Origin of the sequence: Martinezella hainanensis, from assembly GCF_900094555.1 — a bacterium.
Taxonomy (GTDB): domain Bacteria; phylum Pseudomonadota; class Alphaproteobacteria; order Rhizobiales; family Rhizobiaceae; genus Rhizobium; species Rhizobium hainanense.
This window is the reverse complement of record NZ_FMAC01000013.1, coordinates 103,047-118,978: the sequence shown is the minus strand read 5'-3', so window position 1 is coordinate 118,978 and position 15,932 is coordinate 103,047. Positions and strand designations below refer to the sequence as shown.

At 56.0% G+C, this 15,932-nt stretch carries 13 protein-coding genes and 2 pseudogenes; 8 read left to right on the top strand and 7 right to left on the bottom strand.

From position 1 onward, the window contains the following. Window positions 1-112 precede the first annotated feature (112 nt). Window positions 113-373: pseudogene (locus GA0061100_RS34525) on the top strand (helix-hairpin-helix domain-containing protein); the annotation flags it as partial. Then, window positions 357-518 (top strand): annotated as a pseudogene (locus GA0061100_RS34520) (IS1595 family transposase); the annotation flags it as partial. The pseudogenes GA0061100_RS34525 and GA0061100_RS34520, both read left to right, overlap by 17 nt. 323 nt (window positions 519-841) lie before the next feature. Here the strand turns inward: GA0061100_RS34520 and GA0061100_RS29010 are convergent. From GA0061100_RS29010 to GA0061100_RS28990, 5 genes are all read right to left on the bottom strand, one after another. Then, window positions 842-2,596 (bottom strand): dipeptide ABC transporter ATP-binding protein, encoded by a 1,755-nt coding sequence (locus GA0061100_RS29010; RefSeq protein WP_075856319.1) that lies wholly within the window; start codon window positions 2,594-2,596, stop codon window positions 842-844. Between the two features lie 3 nt (window positions 2,597-2,599). Continuing rightward, on the bottom strand, window positions 2,600-3,472 hold the full coding sequence (locus GA0061100_RS29005) for an ABC transporter permease (protein WP_244557983.1): 873 nt from the start codon (window positions 3,470-3,472) through the stop codon (window positions 2,600-2,602). Continuing rightward, on the bottom strand, window positions 3,469-4,434 hold the full coding sequence (locus GA0061100_RS29000; protein WP_075856318.1) for an ABC transporter permease: 966 nt from the start codon (window positions 4,432-4,434) through the stop codon (window positions 3,469-3,471). Before GA0061100_RS29000 ends, GA0061100_RS29005 begins: the two co-directional genes overlap by 4 nt. Before the next feature lie 65 nt (window positions 4,435-4,499). Then, complete coding sequence (locus GA0061100_RS28995; RefSeq protein ID WP_143525567.1) at window positions 4,500-6,038, bottom strand: ABC transporter substrate-binding protein; 1,539 nt, start codon at window positions 6,036-6,038, stop codon at window positions 4,500-4,502. A 46-nt stretch (window positions 6,039-6,084) separates the two neighbouring features. After that, window positions 6,085-6,717, bottom strand: a complete 633-nt coding sequence (locus GA0061100_RS28990; protein WP_075856316.1) for a helix-turn-helix transcriptional regulator — start codon at window positions 6,715-6,717, stop codon at window positions 6,085-6,087. Between the two features lie 586 nt (window positions 6,718-7,303). On the opposite strand from GA0061100_RS28990, the gene GA0061100_RS28985 reads away from it, so the two are divergent. Then, complete coding sequence (locus tag GA0061100_RS28985; RefSeq protein ID WP_159444815.1) at window positions 7,304-8,239, top strand: helix-turn-helix domain-containing protein; 936 nt, start codon at window positions 7,304-7,306, stop codon at window positions 8,237-8,239. A gap of 50 nt (window positions 8,240-8,289) precedes the next feature. Here the strand turns inward: GA0061100_RS28985 and GA0061100_RS28980 are convergent, their stop codons facing one another. Continuing rightward, entirely contained in the window at window positions 8,290-9,249 is a 960-nt protein-coding gene (locus GA0061100_RS28980) for an arginase family protein (protein WP_075856314.1), read from the bottom strand. Window positions 9,250-9,475: 226 nt separating this feature from the next. Here GA0061100_RS28980 and GA0061100_RS28975 point away from each other — a divergent pair, with 226 nt between their 5' ends. Continuing rightward, complete coding sequence (locus GA0061100_RS28975) at window positions 9,476-10,447, top strand: arginase family protein (protein WP_075856313.1); 972 nt, start codon at window positions 9,476-9,478, stop codon at window positions 10,445-10,447. 126 nt (window positions 10,448-10,573) lie between these two features. Here GA0061100_RS28975 and GA0061100_RS28970 read toward each other — a convergent pair whose 3' ends face one another. Beyond that, a complete protein-coding gene (locus tag GA0061100_RS28970; protein WP_075856312.1) occupies window positions 10,574-11,239 on the bottom strand; it encodes a GntR family transcriptional regulator in 666 nt (221 codons plus the stop codon). A gap of 127 nt (window positions 11,240-11,366) precedes the next feature. Between GA0061100_RS28970 and GA0061100_RS28965 the strand changes: the two genes are divergently transcribed. Genes GA0061100_RS28965 through GA0061100_RS28950 form a run of 4 tightly spaced genes read left to right on the top strand, consistent with a single transcriptional unit; the run spans window position 11,367 to window position 15,897 of the window. Next, the gene (locus GA0061100_RS28965; RefSeq protein ID WP_075856311.1) at window positions 11,367-11,774 is read left to right on the top strand and encodes a cobalamin B12-binding domain-containing protein; all 408 of its coding nucleotides are present in this window, start codon (window positions 11,367-11,369) and stop codon (window positions 11,772-11,774) included. A gap of 15 nt (window positions 11,775-11,789) precedes the next feature. After that, a complete protein-coding gene (locus GA0061100_RS28960) occupies window positions 11,790-13,220 on the top strand; it encodes a phenylacetate--CoA ligase family protein (protein WP_075856310.1) in 1,431 nt (476 codons plus the stop codon). Then, the gene (gene meaB, locus GA0061100_RS28955) at window positions 13,217-14,194 is read left to right on the top strand and encodes a methylmalonyl Co-A mutase-associated GTPase MeaB (RefSeq protein WP_075856309.1); all 978 of its coding nucleotides are present in this window, start codon (window positions 13,217-13,219) and stop codon (window positions 14,192-14,194) included. Before GA0061100_RS28960 ends, meaB begins: the two co-directional genes overlap by 4 nt. Continuing rightward, window positions 14,191-15,897 (top strand): methylmalonyl-CoA mutase family protein, encoded by a 1,707-nt coding sequence (locus GA0061100_RS28950; RefSeq protein WP_083961467.1) that lies wholly within the window; start codon window positions 14,191-14,193, stop codon window positions 15,895-15,897. Before meaB ends, GA0061100_RS28950 begins: the two co-directional genes overlap by 4 nt. Window positions 15,898-15,932: the final 35 nt, after the last annotated feature.

The following is a 15,932-nucleotide window of genomic DNA, read 5'->3' as shown; positions in this document are numbered from 1 at the left end:
TTGCACTGACCCAGCTTGGAAAAACCAATCATTTGAGATGATTGATTATTCGAAGCTTTTTGCTGGACCTTGGCCAAACGCAAAACCGGGTTAAATCATCACGGAAATCAACAACTGCACATTGGAGGCGATCGAAGGCTGCGACCAGCATGCCGTGCGTCTCGGCTTGCGCATGGTCCATGGGCTTGCCCAGACCGATGCGGCTCGCATCATTGCTGCCCGTGCCGATCAACCCTTCGACAGCGTCGACGATCTCTGGCGGCGATCGGGCGTGCCGGCGGCGTCGCTCGTTGAACTTGCCGAAGCCGATGCTTTCCTGTCATCGCTCAAGCTGCAACGCTGTGATGCGCTCTGGGCGGAAAAGCCGAAGCGGCAAGGAAAGCACGAAAACCCTCTGGTCACGCGTACCTCCCGCACTGCAATTGCAGCAGGTCTTCCGTGCTGCTACCGGCTGCCAAATGTGCCGTAGTCATAGCGGAGGCATCACCATCAAATCGGCTGTGTCTGTCGTTGGTTGATAAAGGCCGCGTACGATTTCGCACTCCTCTTGTTCTGGCCCCTTAAACGCACGGGCACTGTCCGTTGATGACAAACGCGCGATCCTCGCAGCCTGGGCATCCGATCTCTACGCTGTCGATTCGCGGCCGGCACTGCGATTTCTCCGGGGAACACCTGAACCAATCTCGATCGACGAGGTGCAAGCGGCTCTGCAAGAGCTCGACCGGCGCTTTGGACAATCGACGATGCCCCATCGCTTTCCTGCCTACCTGGTAAATTGCGCCGCCCGTATTACCAGTGGTCGAGGCTTGGATCCCCGACCCATTCCTCGATCGGACGGCCCTCAGCTCAGTTCTAAGGTGTGCGACAAGAGTTGGCGGGTATAAGATGCGCTCGGTTCCGAAAGAACTTGATCGCAGTTTCCTTGTTCCACAAGGCGGCCATTGTTCATGACGGCCACACGGTCGGCAATGCTTCTAACGACCCCGAGATTGTGTGTGACGAATATGAGGCTGACGCCATCATGCATCAAGTCCTGCAACAACGCTAGTATGGTTGCTTGGACCGAGACATCAAGAGCGGAGGTGATTTCGTCGCATATGACGAGATCCGGCGCACAGATTAAAGCCCGAGCGATCGCACAGCGTTGCCTTTCTCCGCCGGAAAGCTCGTTAGGGTAACGATCGGCATAACTCTGCGGTATCCCAACCTTGCTTAGTACCTCTCTGACCTTTTTCCGGGCTGTGATTGCATCTGCTTGGTGAAACAAGGCGTAAACACTTTCTATGCTGCTGCCAATGGTTCGTCGCGGATTGAGTGATCCATAGGGATTTTGAAAGACGTATTGGATCCTTTGCACGGTGTTGCGGCCCCGTTGTCTGCAGTCTGCTTCTAACGGAGCGCCGCGAAAGGCGATAGTGCCGTGCCATTGAGTATGAAGGCCGATGATAGAGCGCGAAAGAGTGGATTTACCGCTGCCAGATTCGCCGACGATTGCCAGGCATTCGCCCGCGCGAACGGCAAGCTCCACATCGTGCAACACCTGATGCGTTCCATAGAAGGCGCGCAGCTTCTCCACCTGCAGTACCAGCTCACTCTCTTTAAAAGCCGATAAGCGGGCTTGCGCAACGACACGCAGTTGCTTGGAATGCATTGGCCAGTGACATCGGACGAGATGGCTTTCCTCTGCCACCGAATAAAGGGGAGGTTCTTGCTCACAGGTCGCCTTGGCAAACGCGCATCGGGAGCGGAACACGCATCCTCCGGTCAGTCGGTTTGCTTCAATCATGCCTGGAATCGGCTTCAGTACGAGCCGCTCTCGCGCTGAGGGCAGCGATTCTAATAGAGCTCGGGTGTAGGGATGCGATGGTTTTTCAAATACATCCTTGCAGTGGCCGTATTCGACAACGCGACCGGTGTAAAGGACCATAACCTCATCTGCTACGTGCGACACGACGCCGAGATCGTGAGAAACGTAGATTGCCGATATTTTGTGGTCTGCACAAAGGCGCCCGACCATCTTGAGAACGTCATGTTGGACCGATACGTCGAGGCCGGTTGTCGGCTCATCCAGAACGATCAGCCGGGGATGAGCAGCAATTGCCATGGCAATTGCGACGCGTTGCAACTGACCTCCTGACACCTGACTAGGATATCGCGAGAGAAAATCCGACGAAGACGGCAGCCCCACTTCGTTCAACAGGGTGCCAATTCGTTCGAGGGCTTGTTCTTTCGAAAGTTTGCCGGGACCGGTGATAAGCACTTCCAGCAATTGCTCGCGTAGTGTCAGCGCGGGATTTAACGATGCGCCCGGATCCTGCGGGACATAGGCGACTAACCTGCCGCGGATTTCTCGCGTCCGTTTGCGGTCTTGCCCCAGAATGTTGTTGCCATCTATGCAAACGCTACTCCCATTGGAAATGCGCGTGCCGTGCCGTGCAAATGCGAGCATTGCCAGTGCTATAGTCGTTTTCCCGGATCCCGACTCTCCAACAAGCCCGAGGACCTTGCCAGGTGCGATTGTGAAGGAAACATCCAGAACAATTGGTTTGTTCAAGGCAACGGCTTCGACGCTGAGGTTCTCTACGACGACACTCATCTATCAATTTCCCTCGGTACGGCCGACAACTCGGGCGATTCCTTCTGCAAAGATATTTCCCGCGATGGTAAAAGACGCGATGGCTATAATCGGAGCCAAGACCGCCCAGGGCTGAATGGAAAGTGCGTTTCGATTTTCATTTATCATTAGTCCCCAGTCAGCTTCTGGAGACTGAACCCCATAGCCAAGAAAATTGAGACCTGCCAACGCCGATATGGCCCACATCAGACGCAAGCCGACCTCAACAAGCAACGGCGATGTGATGTTTGGAAGCACTTCGCTCAAAAGGATACGATGGGTCGGCATACCAATCGATTTCGAGTGCTCGATGAATTCGCGGTCGACAACGGACAACGCAGCCCCGCGGATGACGCGCGCTCCAGTTGGCGTGAGCGACAAGCCTACGATGACCACTAACAGTAGCTTGCCCGTGCCAAACATGGTCACAAATAAGAGCGCCATGACGACCGTCGGAAATGCCAGTTTCAGATCGATTAAACGCATAATGGCTTCATCTACCCGGCCCTTGAAGTATGCAGCGCTGACCCCAAGTGCCGTTGCTAGAACCAACGCAATGGATGTGGCCCCGAGGGCCATCCAAACAAGACTTCTACCGCCCCAAAGGAATCGCGATAGGACATCACGGCCGAGGGCGTCGGTACCTAAAAGATAATCCTGTTGTGGGATATCGAACGGCACCCCCACTAATTCGGTCGGTCCATATGGTGCGAACAACGGCCCGAACACAGCGATCCCGACAACCATAAGCATGATTGATAATCCAATACCCACGCGCGAAGAGCGTATCAACCGCAAATGAAGTGGCTTACGTGCGTTATCTTTTGGAAGATCCATGGCGATGCGTACTTCCTTCACAGCGCGTCTCCCCGCGCCGGCGGCTTCAAAAAGGCGGTAATGACGTCGGCTACAATGTTTGCCACGATGAAAGTCGATGCGATGATTAAGACAATGAACTGCACCACCGCGAGATCACGGTTGCCGACAGCGTCAGTGAGCGCGGTGCCCATACCCGGGAAAGCAAAGACGTATTCGATGACCACAACACCGCCTATACACACGGCAAAAACTGTCGCCGCCGCTTGCAGCGCCGGGATTGCAGCGTTCGGCAAGGCATGGCGGAACAGAATTCGTCCCGTCGACAACCCCTTGAGCATTGCGAACTGGATGTAGTCAGCTGCCAGCACGTCGATCACAGCTGCCCGCACAAGGCGGTATAGATAGGTCATTTGCAATAAAAACAGCGTTAGACACGGAAGCAACAAGATGTCTAGCTGGGTAACCATCGGCTGATCAGGCACCGGTATTGATAGCGCTGGAAATAGATGAAATACGGTCGTGCTGAGCAGCATGACAAGCACCAAAGCCAGGACGAATTCGGGGAGCGCATTGACACTCAAAGACAGACCGAGGATCACGCGGTCAAACCAGGTATCTTTGTAAAGTGCCGTGAGAAGCCCAAGCACCATTGAAACTGGCAGTGCGGCACACATGCTGAGAGTCACAACCACGAAGGTGTTGAATATTCGCGGCAATGTGAGTTGAGCTACGGGTATGCCGGCGGTGTGTGAGTAGCCGAAGTTGCCAGCGATTATCCCGCTTACCCAGCTGAAATATTGAAGAAGGATTGGTTCATCGAGATGCATTTCACGGCGCAAGACGGAAACTTTCTCCGGAGTTGCGTCTGTGCCCAGGATCATCGTCGCTACGTCGCCTGGAAGCGCTTGAGTGACCGCAAAGATCAAGATCGAAACAACGATCAACAAAAACAAACTTAGACAGAGCCGCCGAGACAACCATGTGAGGCGCCGTATCCACATTTTTACCTATCCTTTAAGTGACATCGGACAGGCCAGCGGTGCTGGCCTGTCTTACTTGGAAACGATCAAGAGAGCCACACGCTTCGCAAATAGTAGAGTGGTGAATCGACACTGTAGGGAACGAGACCGTGCACGTTATTGCGGTAACCGTTCAATATGTTGGCAAAACCCCAAATCAGGTTGCCACCCCGCTCATGCTCTATATTCCGCATTTGCGCTATCGCATCGCATCGGTCGGATTCGCTAACCGAAGCGACGGCCTTTGCCTGAAGGGCATTAAATTCGGCATCGTTCCAGTGCGCCGTGTTGAATGGCGCATTCGGTAACAGACTGCGCGTTGCCACAGGCATATAAAGGTCAGAGAGAAAATCGACACCAAAGGTCCACTTAGGGTAGTTGGCGATAAACGCCGCCATGTCGACGATCTTCACATTGATTGTAACGCCAGCAGCTTTTGCTTGTTCGGCCAGTATCTGTGCGCATTCGACCATGCCGGCTGTGCCACGCACGGTGATGAGATCGACGGTTAAATTCGCCTTGCCGGCTTCGGCTAGCAAGCGCTTGGCCTCGGCGATATCCTGCGTTCTCTGCGCGGTCGTCGAAGCAGAGCATGGGGCCACCGTGCGCCCGTTCATGTCATTCCCGACAATTCCATATCCACCCAACGCAACCTTCACCATCTGCTCACGGTTCGGTATAAGCATCATGGCTTTGCGCACTCGCGGATCATTGAATGGCTCGATGTCGGTGCGCATAAAAATCGGTATCGACATAGTCGATGGGTTGTCCAGGATTTTCAGGGCTGGGTCCGACTTGATAATCCTTGCCTGCGAGTAGGGAATTGTAAACGAGATATCGACTTGGCCTCCCCGCAGCGCATTGATTGACGCTACCTCCTCTTCGACATTGATAAGCACTAATTTGTCCACGAACGGACGACCGCGGAAATATTTCTGGTTTGCCTCGAATGACGATTGCTGACCGACAGTGAACGAAACGAACTTGAAAGGGCCGGTCCCAACAGGCTTTGCCGGATCGAAATTGCGCGGCACCATTCGGAGATATCGGTTGGCCCACACATCCCGGAAAAGGCCATACGGCTTATCCAGTTTAAAGACCAAAGTATGATCGTCGATCTTTTCTATGCGCTTCGGGTCGATGAAACCGATGAGCGAGCTCCCCTTGGTGGGATTGCTCTTGTCGAGGATTCGTTCGACAGTGAAGATGACGTCATCGGCGACGAAATCCTTACCGTCGTGAGTTTTGACACCCTGCTTGAGTTTTACGGTCCACTCAGTGGCATCGGCGTTTGGCGTGAAAGACTCAGCCAGCACGAGCCCTACGGTGGCGTCGGGAAGGAATTCTGTCAGGCCGTCCAGTAGACTGGTGAACCGGACAATATCCGCAACGAAACCTTGGGTGCGGTGCGGATCCAGTGAACCCGTTGCAGATCCTGGTACGGCAATCCGGAGCGTCCCTCCAACCTTCGGCTCGGCCGCCTGAGCGAAAAGTTCTTGCGGGAAGCTGCAGGCTGCCGCGAGACCGAATGCCCCTGTTGCTTGTAGAATGTTCCTGCGTGTAACCGAAATTTTTTGGTCGTTCATCAGAGTTCCCTTTTTTTAATTTATCCGTGTTGGTAGGCTCTTTGACTCAGGCACGCGTCGTTAGCCCTTCTTGCAAGATAAGGGCAGCAAGTTTGGTACGATTTGGGCAGTTAAGCCTGTTCAGAGCCTTATTGATGTGCGTGCGAACCGTAGAAAACGATATGCCGAGCAGGTCGCCTATCTCGCGGTCTCGAAATCCTGATGCTACGAGGCATGCGACTTCCCGCTCGCGCACACTCAAGTTTTCCACATTAATGCAAATGCGCTGCAGAGCGGCGTGCGCGTGGGCGGCGATAGCCATAATGAGAGCGATTACACTTTGCGAAAGCGGCTCTCCGTTTGCGGCTATAATGCGCAGAACAGCGACAATGCGGCTCTCAGCGTAGAACGACAAAATCATGCATCGGGCCGCAGTAGTGTGGTTCCTCGCGAGATAATGATGGACATCCTGGGCGGGAGAATTCGAATAAACCCTATATTCGAGACATTCTCTTTGTTGCTGCCACTCGGCTCGGTCCCAGGGATCGAGTTCAATGTGCGCATCCAGCGGTTCTTCAAGCTCCGGGAAAAATTTACCCAGCACGGATCGAAATTCCGCCGCGGTGCGCACGTTACAAAGCCTTGCTGTTGCAAGACCAAAAGATTGCAGCGAAGTAATGGGTATCTGAACAGGCGACATCGAGCGGTTTCCGGCTGAAGCTGATAGGCTTGTATAGCACGCCAAAGTTCGTGCTTCTTTGTCCGCTACGCCACAGAGAGGACCCGGACGGCCAAACTTTCGGAAGCGATCTCAGGCGAGGAGCGCCAAATAGGATACGTCTAAGGTCGGATCGTCTCAGGAGCTTTTTAGCAGTACGCCTACCTCATCGGTGCCCCTCCCAGAGCTGTTTTTCCATATGTCGGAGCTGACAGAGATCGTCTCTTAGGTAGGAACCGGCACCCCTGTTCCCTGTCGGTTAGCCATCAATCTGCTATGCAGCATTTGCTTTATACAAGACCATGCGACGCCCCGGACGATTCTCCCCGCGACTGGGGCCGCGCTCATGCAAGTTGTATGCGAAAATTATACTCTCTTTGAGAGAGCGGCTGTGCGGAAACGAAGCAATATTGGTGCAATCCAAGGCAAATTGCTGAAAAGATCGGCAGCTATATTTTCTAACATAATAGGAACCCTCTCATTGAGAGGTTTATCGCAAAAGATGCTTGTCATGTGACATTCATATCTTGTTAAATGGTCTATCGACTTTTGAATATGGATGAGGACCGTGAGCTTTTCATATTCGACATCAGACCTGCCAATTCGTCAGAAGGTACAGTTCTGGCAGGACGCCGTGTGCAACCTGATGATCCCAGCCGAAGCGGTCGCACAAATTCCAAGCTCTTTTAACGCCTCGCTCGACGGGTGTCGGCTAGGAGACGTGACTATCTGTCAGATGAACGCTCCGGCACATACCTTTTCGCGCACCGCCACACTCCTGCGGCGGAAACCCGATGAGGATTTCGTTCTCGTCTATGTCGTATCGGGTGAAAATGGCTTTGAGCAGGAAGGAAGAGTGGCCGTTGGCGGAGCCGGCACTATCGTGCTGTTGGATGCGGCGCGACCCTTCTTACACGATTTTCGCAGTTCCATCATCTACACAGTGAAGATACCAAGGCGACGGCTTCTCGCTCGGTTTCCGCGGGCAGAGCTCCTGACAGGAGTTAATCTTAAATCCCATCCAGCGACCACACTTTTGCCGCCGCTGATCATGGAAAGCCAGGTGATTGCCGACGAGCGTGCTTCTGGTAACTCAGAACAGCGGTTCAACACGATCTTGATAGACACCGTGGCGCTTGCCCTTGAGATGTTGGTAGACGAAAGTCCGTCCATGCGAGGATCGCGGCATGATGACGTTTATCGAAAGGCGACGGATTACATCGCCGAAAATTTTGCCGATACGGAACTCGACGTGCTGGCGGTGTCCAATGCGGCTTGCGTGTCGCCACGGACGCTCTCACGAATATTTGCATTGAGAGGCGTTTCCGTCATGCAACACGTCTGGTCGTTTCGACTCGAAATGAGCCACCGGATCCTGTCAACCGGAGGCGCCGACAGCGTGACGACTGCAGCGTTCGAGTCTGGCTTTTCCGACCTCTCGCACTTTACCAAGGTCTTCAAAAGGAAATACGGCGTTTCGCCAAGTTCGATCAGGAAGCCCTGAAGTGGTCCCGCGGGCCGCATCGGGCGGCCCGCAGCGACAATGAGCGGAAGCTAGCCGGGAAGCCTTGAGCGCGCAGCGATCTGAGCAGATTGTACGACCATTGGGATCAAGACGGAAGGTCCCTTGGTGTCGATCGTCGGATCATAGGCCGACCAGGCAAGCGCAAGTATTTCAAACCGTTTCCCGATCATATCCAGGGCAGTGACAAGTTGTTCGCTTGTGAAACCGCCGGGAGCGGTGTGCGTGCTGACGTTTATGATCGATGGATCCAGCACATCGACGTCGACATGGACGAAAACCTTCTTGCACCTTTTAAGAAGATCATCGAGCGCAAGCGCAAGTGCGCCCTCGAAACCATGTTTCTCGAATTCGAGCTTGTGAACCTGCCAGCCGAGCGCATCTCCTGCGCCAGGGCGTCCGCCGGAAGTGAACTGCTCGTGTAATCCAATTGTGACAATTCGGTCCTCCGGAATTTCCTTGAAGCCCGGGATTTTCCTGCGCAGGCGCGGCCAGCACTTGCCGGCGATCGTCGTGACCGGCATCCCATCAAAGAATCCGTTTTCGGAGGTGTCAGGGGTCTTTGCATCGCCATGGCAATCGAACCAGATCATGCCAATGTCGCCTTCAGCGTCGCCCACGCCCCCTACCATTCCCAAAGCCGCCGAGCAGCAGCCAATCGCCGTTATCGGGATACGGCCTTTGGCGCGCGCCTCCGACACGACTTGAGCCAGGCGGATGTTCTGAACGAGGATGCGGCTCATTTGATCGCCAATCGGCAACAGGCGGTGGTCTCCACCTGTCTCGCGCGGTCCCGGTTCATCCACATCGTCGATCATGATCACTTCGATGTCGTCAAAGACCTCGCGCATGGCCGCCGGGACATTGGTGGCTTCGAGAAGCACCGTAGGCCCTAAGGCAAAACTGTAGCCGGCATTTGGCTGTCTGGTCCCTTCCATATAGGGAAGGCCGATCAGGGAAATCGGAATATTCCGCAAAGATTCATTCGGCATGGGTGTTAGCTGCCTTCTCGATTGAAAAAAGCCACGGGAGAGTATTGGACGAAGAGGCGCCCGTCGATTTCATATACGATCTAAGCCGAATGGTCTGTTCCGCGACGGTCAGCTTTATGGCCAGACAGGCCAACTTTTCATCTCAGATCGGCATTTTTGCCGATTGGTGGTCGTCGATGATGCTGCTTTAATGCTCGCTGTAATCCAGAGGAGGCGATAACTCATCATGTCTGAAAACGACCGCTTGACTCAGCCGGTCTCCCTGATAGCGCTCCCCTACGTGATGGGAACGCGTACGCCACATCCATTCAACTTCCGCTTTGGGGATGGAACACGAGCCCTTTTTGCCGATCAGCAAGCGCCCAAGGCAGTTCGATCCGTCTTCTCGGACGTCGAGGTCACTTTCATTGAGGATGTCGACGAGCCGGGGGAAAGGCGAATGGGTAGCCGGGACGATGGCTATTGGGTCTATCACGGAGACCAGATGAGCCGTATCCTCGTGCAGAACATCCGCCTGGCTCAGGTCGTATCGGAGGCGCGCGCCAGAGGCCGTATCCCGATCGCGTCTATCGGTATCTGTTCAGCCTCGCTTGGAATGGTTGCGGGCGTGGGCGACGCTGAAGGCGACATCGGCATGATCTGGTTCGACTGCCACGGCGACGCCCAAACGCCGGAGACCTCTTCCAATGGCTTCTTCGAAGCTATGCCGGTCGCGACAATTGCGGGGCAGTGCTGGAAGAACTATCGGCGCCGGATACCGGGTTTCCGTGAAATCCCGGAAGAACGTATAGTCAGTGTCGGTCTCGCATCGATGTTCGATCCTGATGGTGTGCCAGGGCTTGAGCGGGCGCTGGGTGAGCTGGTGCATAAGCCCAAGATCGACGCCCTAGGGTACGAAAAAGCAATTACCGAAGCGCTGGACCTTCTGAAGTCTCGCTGTAATCAAGTGTATATCCATATCGATGCCGATGTGCTCGACACTTCTGTATTGGCGGCGAGCAGTTTGATTTCGAACGGCGGCCTTACGCCGGAGCAGATCAGCTTTTCGTTGGATCAAATAGCAGATCGGTTCGAAATCCTGGCCGTCGCGTTTTCGGCATTCGATCCGCATGAGGATCCGCGCGGCTGTGACGTTCTCGTCCCTCTGGTCAAGCACGCTGCGCTGGCCGCTGAACGGAGCCGGTCGGTCATCCGGTGACGGGTGGGAAACACGCCCCTATCCGGCCAGATTGTTTTACTGGCGCGGGTTGAATGATTGCGAACAGAGGATCCAACTGAGCATCGGCCTGAGGGCCTCAGAGAGCGCCATGAGCGGCCCGATCGCTTAGGCGGTTGTTGATTCTCCATCGGAGGCGGCCACGCGAGTGTATGCTTCGACAAGATGCGTGCGCATAAGCTCTGCCGCAGCTTCAGCGTCGCCACGTATCATAGTTTCGAGTATCCGTCCGTGCTCCTGCCAGACGCTGATCGACATACCTGGATAGCGCAGCACCTTGCCCATCGCGCGTCGAAGGTGCTGCCAATGAAGCCGCATGGTGTCTGCGATCAAGGGGTTCTCTGACAATTCATAGATGAATGAATGAAATTCCATATCAGCCCGGAGAGTGGCCCTGGCATCGCCAGCCAAGACGAGATTGCGGCCGTGTTCGACCAGCGATCGGCCTCGCACGATCGCTTGGGGGGTTAGTTTTGGTGTGGCAAGGCGAACGGCGAGCGGTTCTACCGCCGAACGAAACTGATAAATTGCCTCGAAAAATTCGAGCTTGATCGGTGTAACCGTCAATCCTTTGCGACCGGACGGCGCGACGAAGCCCTGAGCCTTTAGAATAGCCAATGCATGCGTCACCGGTTGTCTCGAGACTTTTAGTCGAGCAGCGATGTCTTCCTGGGTGAGCCGCTCTCCAGGCATGAAAGTACCGTCGCACAACGCATCAAGGATAACCTCATAGGCTTGATCGACAAGTGTTTTTGACTGTTCGAGCGATTCCAACCCGCGATCTCTCCGATTTAAATGTGTCGTTTAATTATGCCTTCGGCTTGACAGATAAACAAGCGGGGCGCAGTTTGCATTTAGAGTTCTGAATTCAGAGTTCAAAATCAACGAAAGGAGGAGTTCGTTGACCCAACCCATAAGAGTGTTGCTCGCCAAGGTCGGCCTTGATGGTCACGACCGCGGTGTAAAGGTTGTTGCAAGAACCTTGCGGGACGCGGGGATGGACGTCGTCTATTCCGGCCTGCATCGTACTCCGGAAGAGGTCGTCACAGCGGCCATACAGGAGGACGTCGATATTCTTGGCGTCAGTCTTCTGTCTGGCGTTCAACTGACGGTGTTTCCGAAGATCTTCAAGTTGCTCGATGAGAATGACGCGAAAGACATGATCGTTGTTGCGGGCGGTGTCATGCCCGACGAGGACGTCATCGCCATCAAGGAGATGGGTGTCCAGGAGGTGCTTCTGCAGGACACTCCGCCGAGCGCCATTGTCGAAACCCTGACCCGTCTCGTAACGGAGCGCGGTGAACGTTGACAGGAGGAGATGTCAATGGAGAGCTGGTCCTTCCCCCCGTCCTATGATCAGAACTATCTGCCGCCTGCGGAAAGCCGCTACTGGTTTCCAGAGCGTGAGACAATGCATGCTTCCGATCGTGAAGGCGCCATTCTGGAACGCCTGAAGCTGGTCTGCCGATACGCCTATGAGAACACCGCATTCTACAAGCGGCGCTGGGACGAGGCTGGCTTTCATCCTGACCAGCTGAAATCACTTGAGGATTTCGAGGACAAAGTCCCAGTGATCCAGAAGCCGGAATTACGCCAGTCACAGGCATCGGCGCCGCCATTCGGCGATTATCTGGCCGTGCCGGAAAGCGAGATCTTCCACGTTCATGGGACGAGCGGCACGACCGGGCGGCCGACGGCGTTTGCGATTGGCCGGGGCGACTGGGATGCGATTGCCAATGCCCATGCGCGCATCATGTGGGCCATGGGCATGCGGCCCGGAGACATGATCGTGGTGGCTGCCATCCTCAGCCTTTACATGGGCAGTTGGGGTGCGCTTGCGGGTGCCGAGCGTCTGAGAGCCAAAGCCTTTCCGTTCGGTGCGGGTGCGCCAGGCATGACCGCTCGCTGCGCCCAGTGGCTCGATATCATGAAGCCGGCCGGGTTTTACGGAACGCCGACCTACGCGCTCCATCTTGCCCAGACTGCAATCGACGAGGGGCTCGATCCACGCAAGTTCAGACTGCGGTACATGTTCTTTTCAGGCGAGCCCGGCGCCTCGATCCCCGGCGTGCGCGACCGTATCGAGGAACTCTACGGTGCAAAGGTGTTCGATTCCGGCTCAATGGCGGAAATGACGCCATGGATGAACGTGGCAGGTTCGGCGGAAACGGAGGGTATGCTGTGCTGGCAGGATATCGTCTACACAGAAGTCTGCGATCCGGCGACGATGCGGCGCATGCCTTACGGCCAGCGCGGAACACCGGTCTATACCCATCTGGAGCGAACCTCGCAGCCGATGATCCGCCTTGCATCCGGCGACCTGACGCAGTGGGTCAATGAGCCCAATCCCTGTGGGCGCACCTACCCGCGTCTGCCAAGCGGCATTTTTGGCCGCATCGACGACATGTTCACGATCCGTGGCGAGAACGTCTATCCTAGTGAGATCGACGCCGCGCTGAACCAGACCCCCGGTTATGGCGGCGAACATCAGATCATCATCACGCGCGAAGCGGCGATGGACGAACTTCTGCTGAGAGTGGAGATCGACGATGAAGCACGGCGCGTCGGCGGCGAGGAGCATTTCCGGCAGGATGTGGCCCATCGCCTGCAGCGTCTTCTGGGTCTGCGCACCCGAGCCGAGGTCGTGAGCAAGGGTACCCTGCCGCGGACCGATTTCAAGGCGCGTCGTGTCATCGACGACCGCGCTGTTTTCAGGGACATGAATGCGCAGATTGCCGCGGAGATTTCGGCATGAACGCATATGTTCCCTCGATGCAGCTTGCAGGCCGTGTTGAAGAAGGCCGTATCGGCGCAATCGGGCGCCTGATCTCTCGCGCCGAAGCGGCGGTTCCCGAGGCACGTGAGGCCCTGGCGACATTGTATCGCAAGGCCGGCGCTGCGCATGTCATCGGCCTCACTGGCGTTCCCGGCAGCGGTAAGTCGACCCTTGTTGCGGCCTTGACCAAGCGATTTCGTGCCGCTGGCAAGAAAGTCGGCATTGTAGCGATCGACCCGTCCAGCCCCTATAGCGGCGGTTCGATCCTCGGCGACCGCATCCGCATGTCGGATCATGTTCTCGATAGCGGCGTCTATATCCGTAGCATGGCGACACGCGGCGCCATGGGAGGCATGGCGCGAGCCACGCTGGACGCGGTCGATGTGCTGGATGTTGGCGGTTTTGACACGATCATCATCGAGACCGTCGGCGTCGGTCAGGACGAAGTGGAAATCGCCAAGGCATCCCATACGACCGTAGTGGTCTCGGCACCAGGCCTCGGGGACGATATCCAGGCTATCAAGGCCGGCATGCTGGAGATTGCGGATATTCATGTCGTCTCGAAAGCTGATCGCAGTGACGCGAACAGAACGCTGACCGACATCAAGCAGATGATGACGCTGAATGCCGGCTTCAAGGGCAAAAACAGCTGGCAGGTGCCGGTTCTGGGAGTCAGTTCCTATACGGACGAGGGTTTCGATGCGCTGACCGAGGCACTGGAAAAACACCGGCAGGTCGCCTTCGACACCGAGGAAGGCGAGACCAGACGACGTGCGATCGCCCGCTTTCGTCTGGAAAAAACCGCCGAAAATCTACTGATTCAGCGCTTTCTCAAGGCTGCCTCAGCGCATAGCTATGCCCTTGCCGACCGTCTGTCTGCACGCAAGGGCGACCCTTACTCACTTGCCAGCGAATTGCTTGCCGCCTCCGATCTGGAAAGGAGCCCGTCATGAACCAGACCGTTTCACCCGACAGATTGCCTCAGGATCTCGCCGAAAGGCTGCGCGCCGAAGAAAAGGACTGGGAAAACAGCGAGGTTGCACGCTTTCTTGCCAAGCAGAAGGAGCGCAAGGAAGCCTTTTTCACGCTCGGCGACATCCCGGTCAAGCGCACCTACACGGCCGCCGACATCGCGCAGACGCCGATCGAGGATATTGGCCTGCCCGGGCGCTACCCATTCACCCGTGGTCCCTATCCAACCATGTATCGCTCCCGGAATTGGACGATGCGGCAGATCGCCGGCTTCGGCACGGGTGAGGATACCAACAAGCGCTTCAAATACCTGATTGCGCAGGGGCAGACAGGCATCTCGACCGATTTCGATATGCCGACCCTGATGGGCTACGATTCCGATCACCCGATGAGCGAAGGCGAAGTCGGGCGCGAAGGCGTGGCGATCGATACGCTGGAGGATATGGAGGCCCTGTTCGACGGCATCGACCTGGAAAAGATCTCCGTGTCGATGACCATCAACCCGTCGGCCTGGATCCTCCTCGCGATGTATATCGTGCTGGCGGAAAAGCGCGGCTACGATCTGAACAAGCTGTCTGGTACCATTCAGGCCGATATCCTCAAGGAGTTCATGGCGCAGAAGGAATACATCTTCCCCGCCGATCCTTCGGTGCGCATCGTTCGCGACTGCATCACCTACTGCGCCAAGAACATGAAGCGCTACAACCCGATCAACATCTCTGGATACCACATTTCCGAGGCCGGATCGTCGCCACTGCATGAGGCGGCCTTTACGCTCGCCAACCTCGTCGTCTATGTCGAGGAAGTGCTCAAGACCGGCATGGACGTGGATGAATTCGCCCCGCGCCTGGCGTTCTTTTTCGTCTGTCAGGCTGACTTCTTCGAGGAAGTCGCGAAGTTCCGTGCCCTGCGCCGCTGCTATGCCAAGATCATGAAAGACCGCTTCGGAGCAAAGAACCCGGAATCGATGCGCCTGCGTTTCCATTGCCAGACGGCTGCGGCCTCGCTGACGAAGCCGCAATACATGGTCAATGTCGTGCGTACGTCCATGCAGGCGCTGGCGGCTGTGCTCGGCGGGGCTCAGTCGCTGCACACCAACGGTTATGACGAGGCCTTCGCCATCCCGACCGAGGATGCCATGCGAATGGCGCTGCGCACGCAGCAGGTGATCGCAGAGGAAACCAATGTTACTCAGGTGGTCGATCCTCTCGGTGGTTCCTATTACGTCGAAAGCCTGACCAACGAGTACGAGACGCGCATCTTTGACATCCTGGACGAAGTCGATGAGCGCGGCGGCACATTGAAGCTGATCCAGGAAGGCTGGTTCCAGCGGCAGATCGCCGATTTCGCTTACGAGACGGCACTGCGAAAGCAGTCCGGCGAGAAACCCGTGATCGGTGTCAACTGCCTTGTCGATGACGTGCCGGATCCGAAGATCGAAACGCATCCTTACGATCAATCCACGGCGGAGCGCCAAGTTAATCGCACTCAACGCGTCCGCCGCGAGCGTGATCCCGTCAAGTTCGATCTGTTGATGGAAAAGCTCGTCTCGGTTGCGAAAGACCCATCCCAGAACATCATGCCGATCACCATCGAACTGGTGCGAGCAGGCGCCACCATGGGCGACATTATCGAACGCCTGAAGACGGTGTGGGGCACTTATCGCGAGACACCGGTCTTTTGATCCGCATCAAGCCACATCCTGAAGGGGGGTTGATG

Coding starts and splice junctions, on each gene's coding strand:
- GA0061100_RS29010 (WP_075856319.1), bottom strand. CDS start 2,596: ATGAGTGTCGTCGTAGAGAACCTCAGCGTCGAAGCCGTTGCCTTGAAC.
- GA0061100_RS29000 (WP_075856318.1), bottom strand. CDS start 4,434: ATGTGGATACGGCGCCTCACATGGTTGTCTCGGCGGCTCTGTCTAAGT.
- GA0061100_RS28995 (WP_143525567.1), bottom strand. CDS start 6,038: ATGAACGACCAAAAAATTTCGGTTACACGCAGGAACATTCTACAAGCA.
- GA0061100_RS28990 (WP_075856316.1), bottom strand. CDS start 6,717: ATGTCGCCTGTTCAGATACCCATTACTTCGCTGCAATCTTTTGGTCTT.
- GA0061100_RS28980 (WP_075856314.1), bottom strand. CDS start 9,249: ATGCCGAATGAATCTTTGCGGAATATTCCGATTTCCCTGATCGGCCTT.
- GA0061100_RS28975 (WP_075856313.1), top strand. CDS start 9,476: ATGTCTGAAAACGACCGCTTGACTCAGCCGGTCTCCCTGATAGCGCTC.
- GA0061100_RS28960 (WP_075856310.1), top strand. CDS start 11,790: ATGGAGAGCTGGTCCTTCCCCCCGTCCTATGATCAGAACTATCTGCCG.
- meaB (WP_075856309.1), top strand. CDS start 13,217: ATGAACGCATATGTTCCCTCGATGCAGCTTGCAGGCCGTGTTGAAGAA.
- GA0061100_RS28950 (WP_083961467.1), top strand. CDS start 14,191: ATGAACCAGACCGTTTCACCCGACAGATTGCCTCAGGATCTCGCCGAA.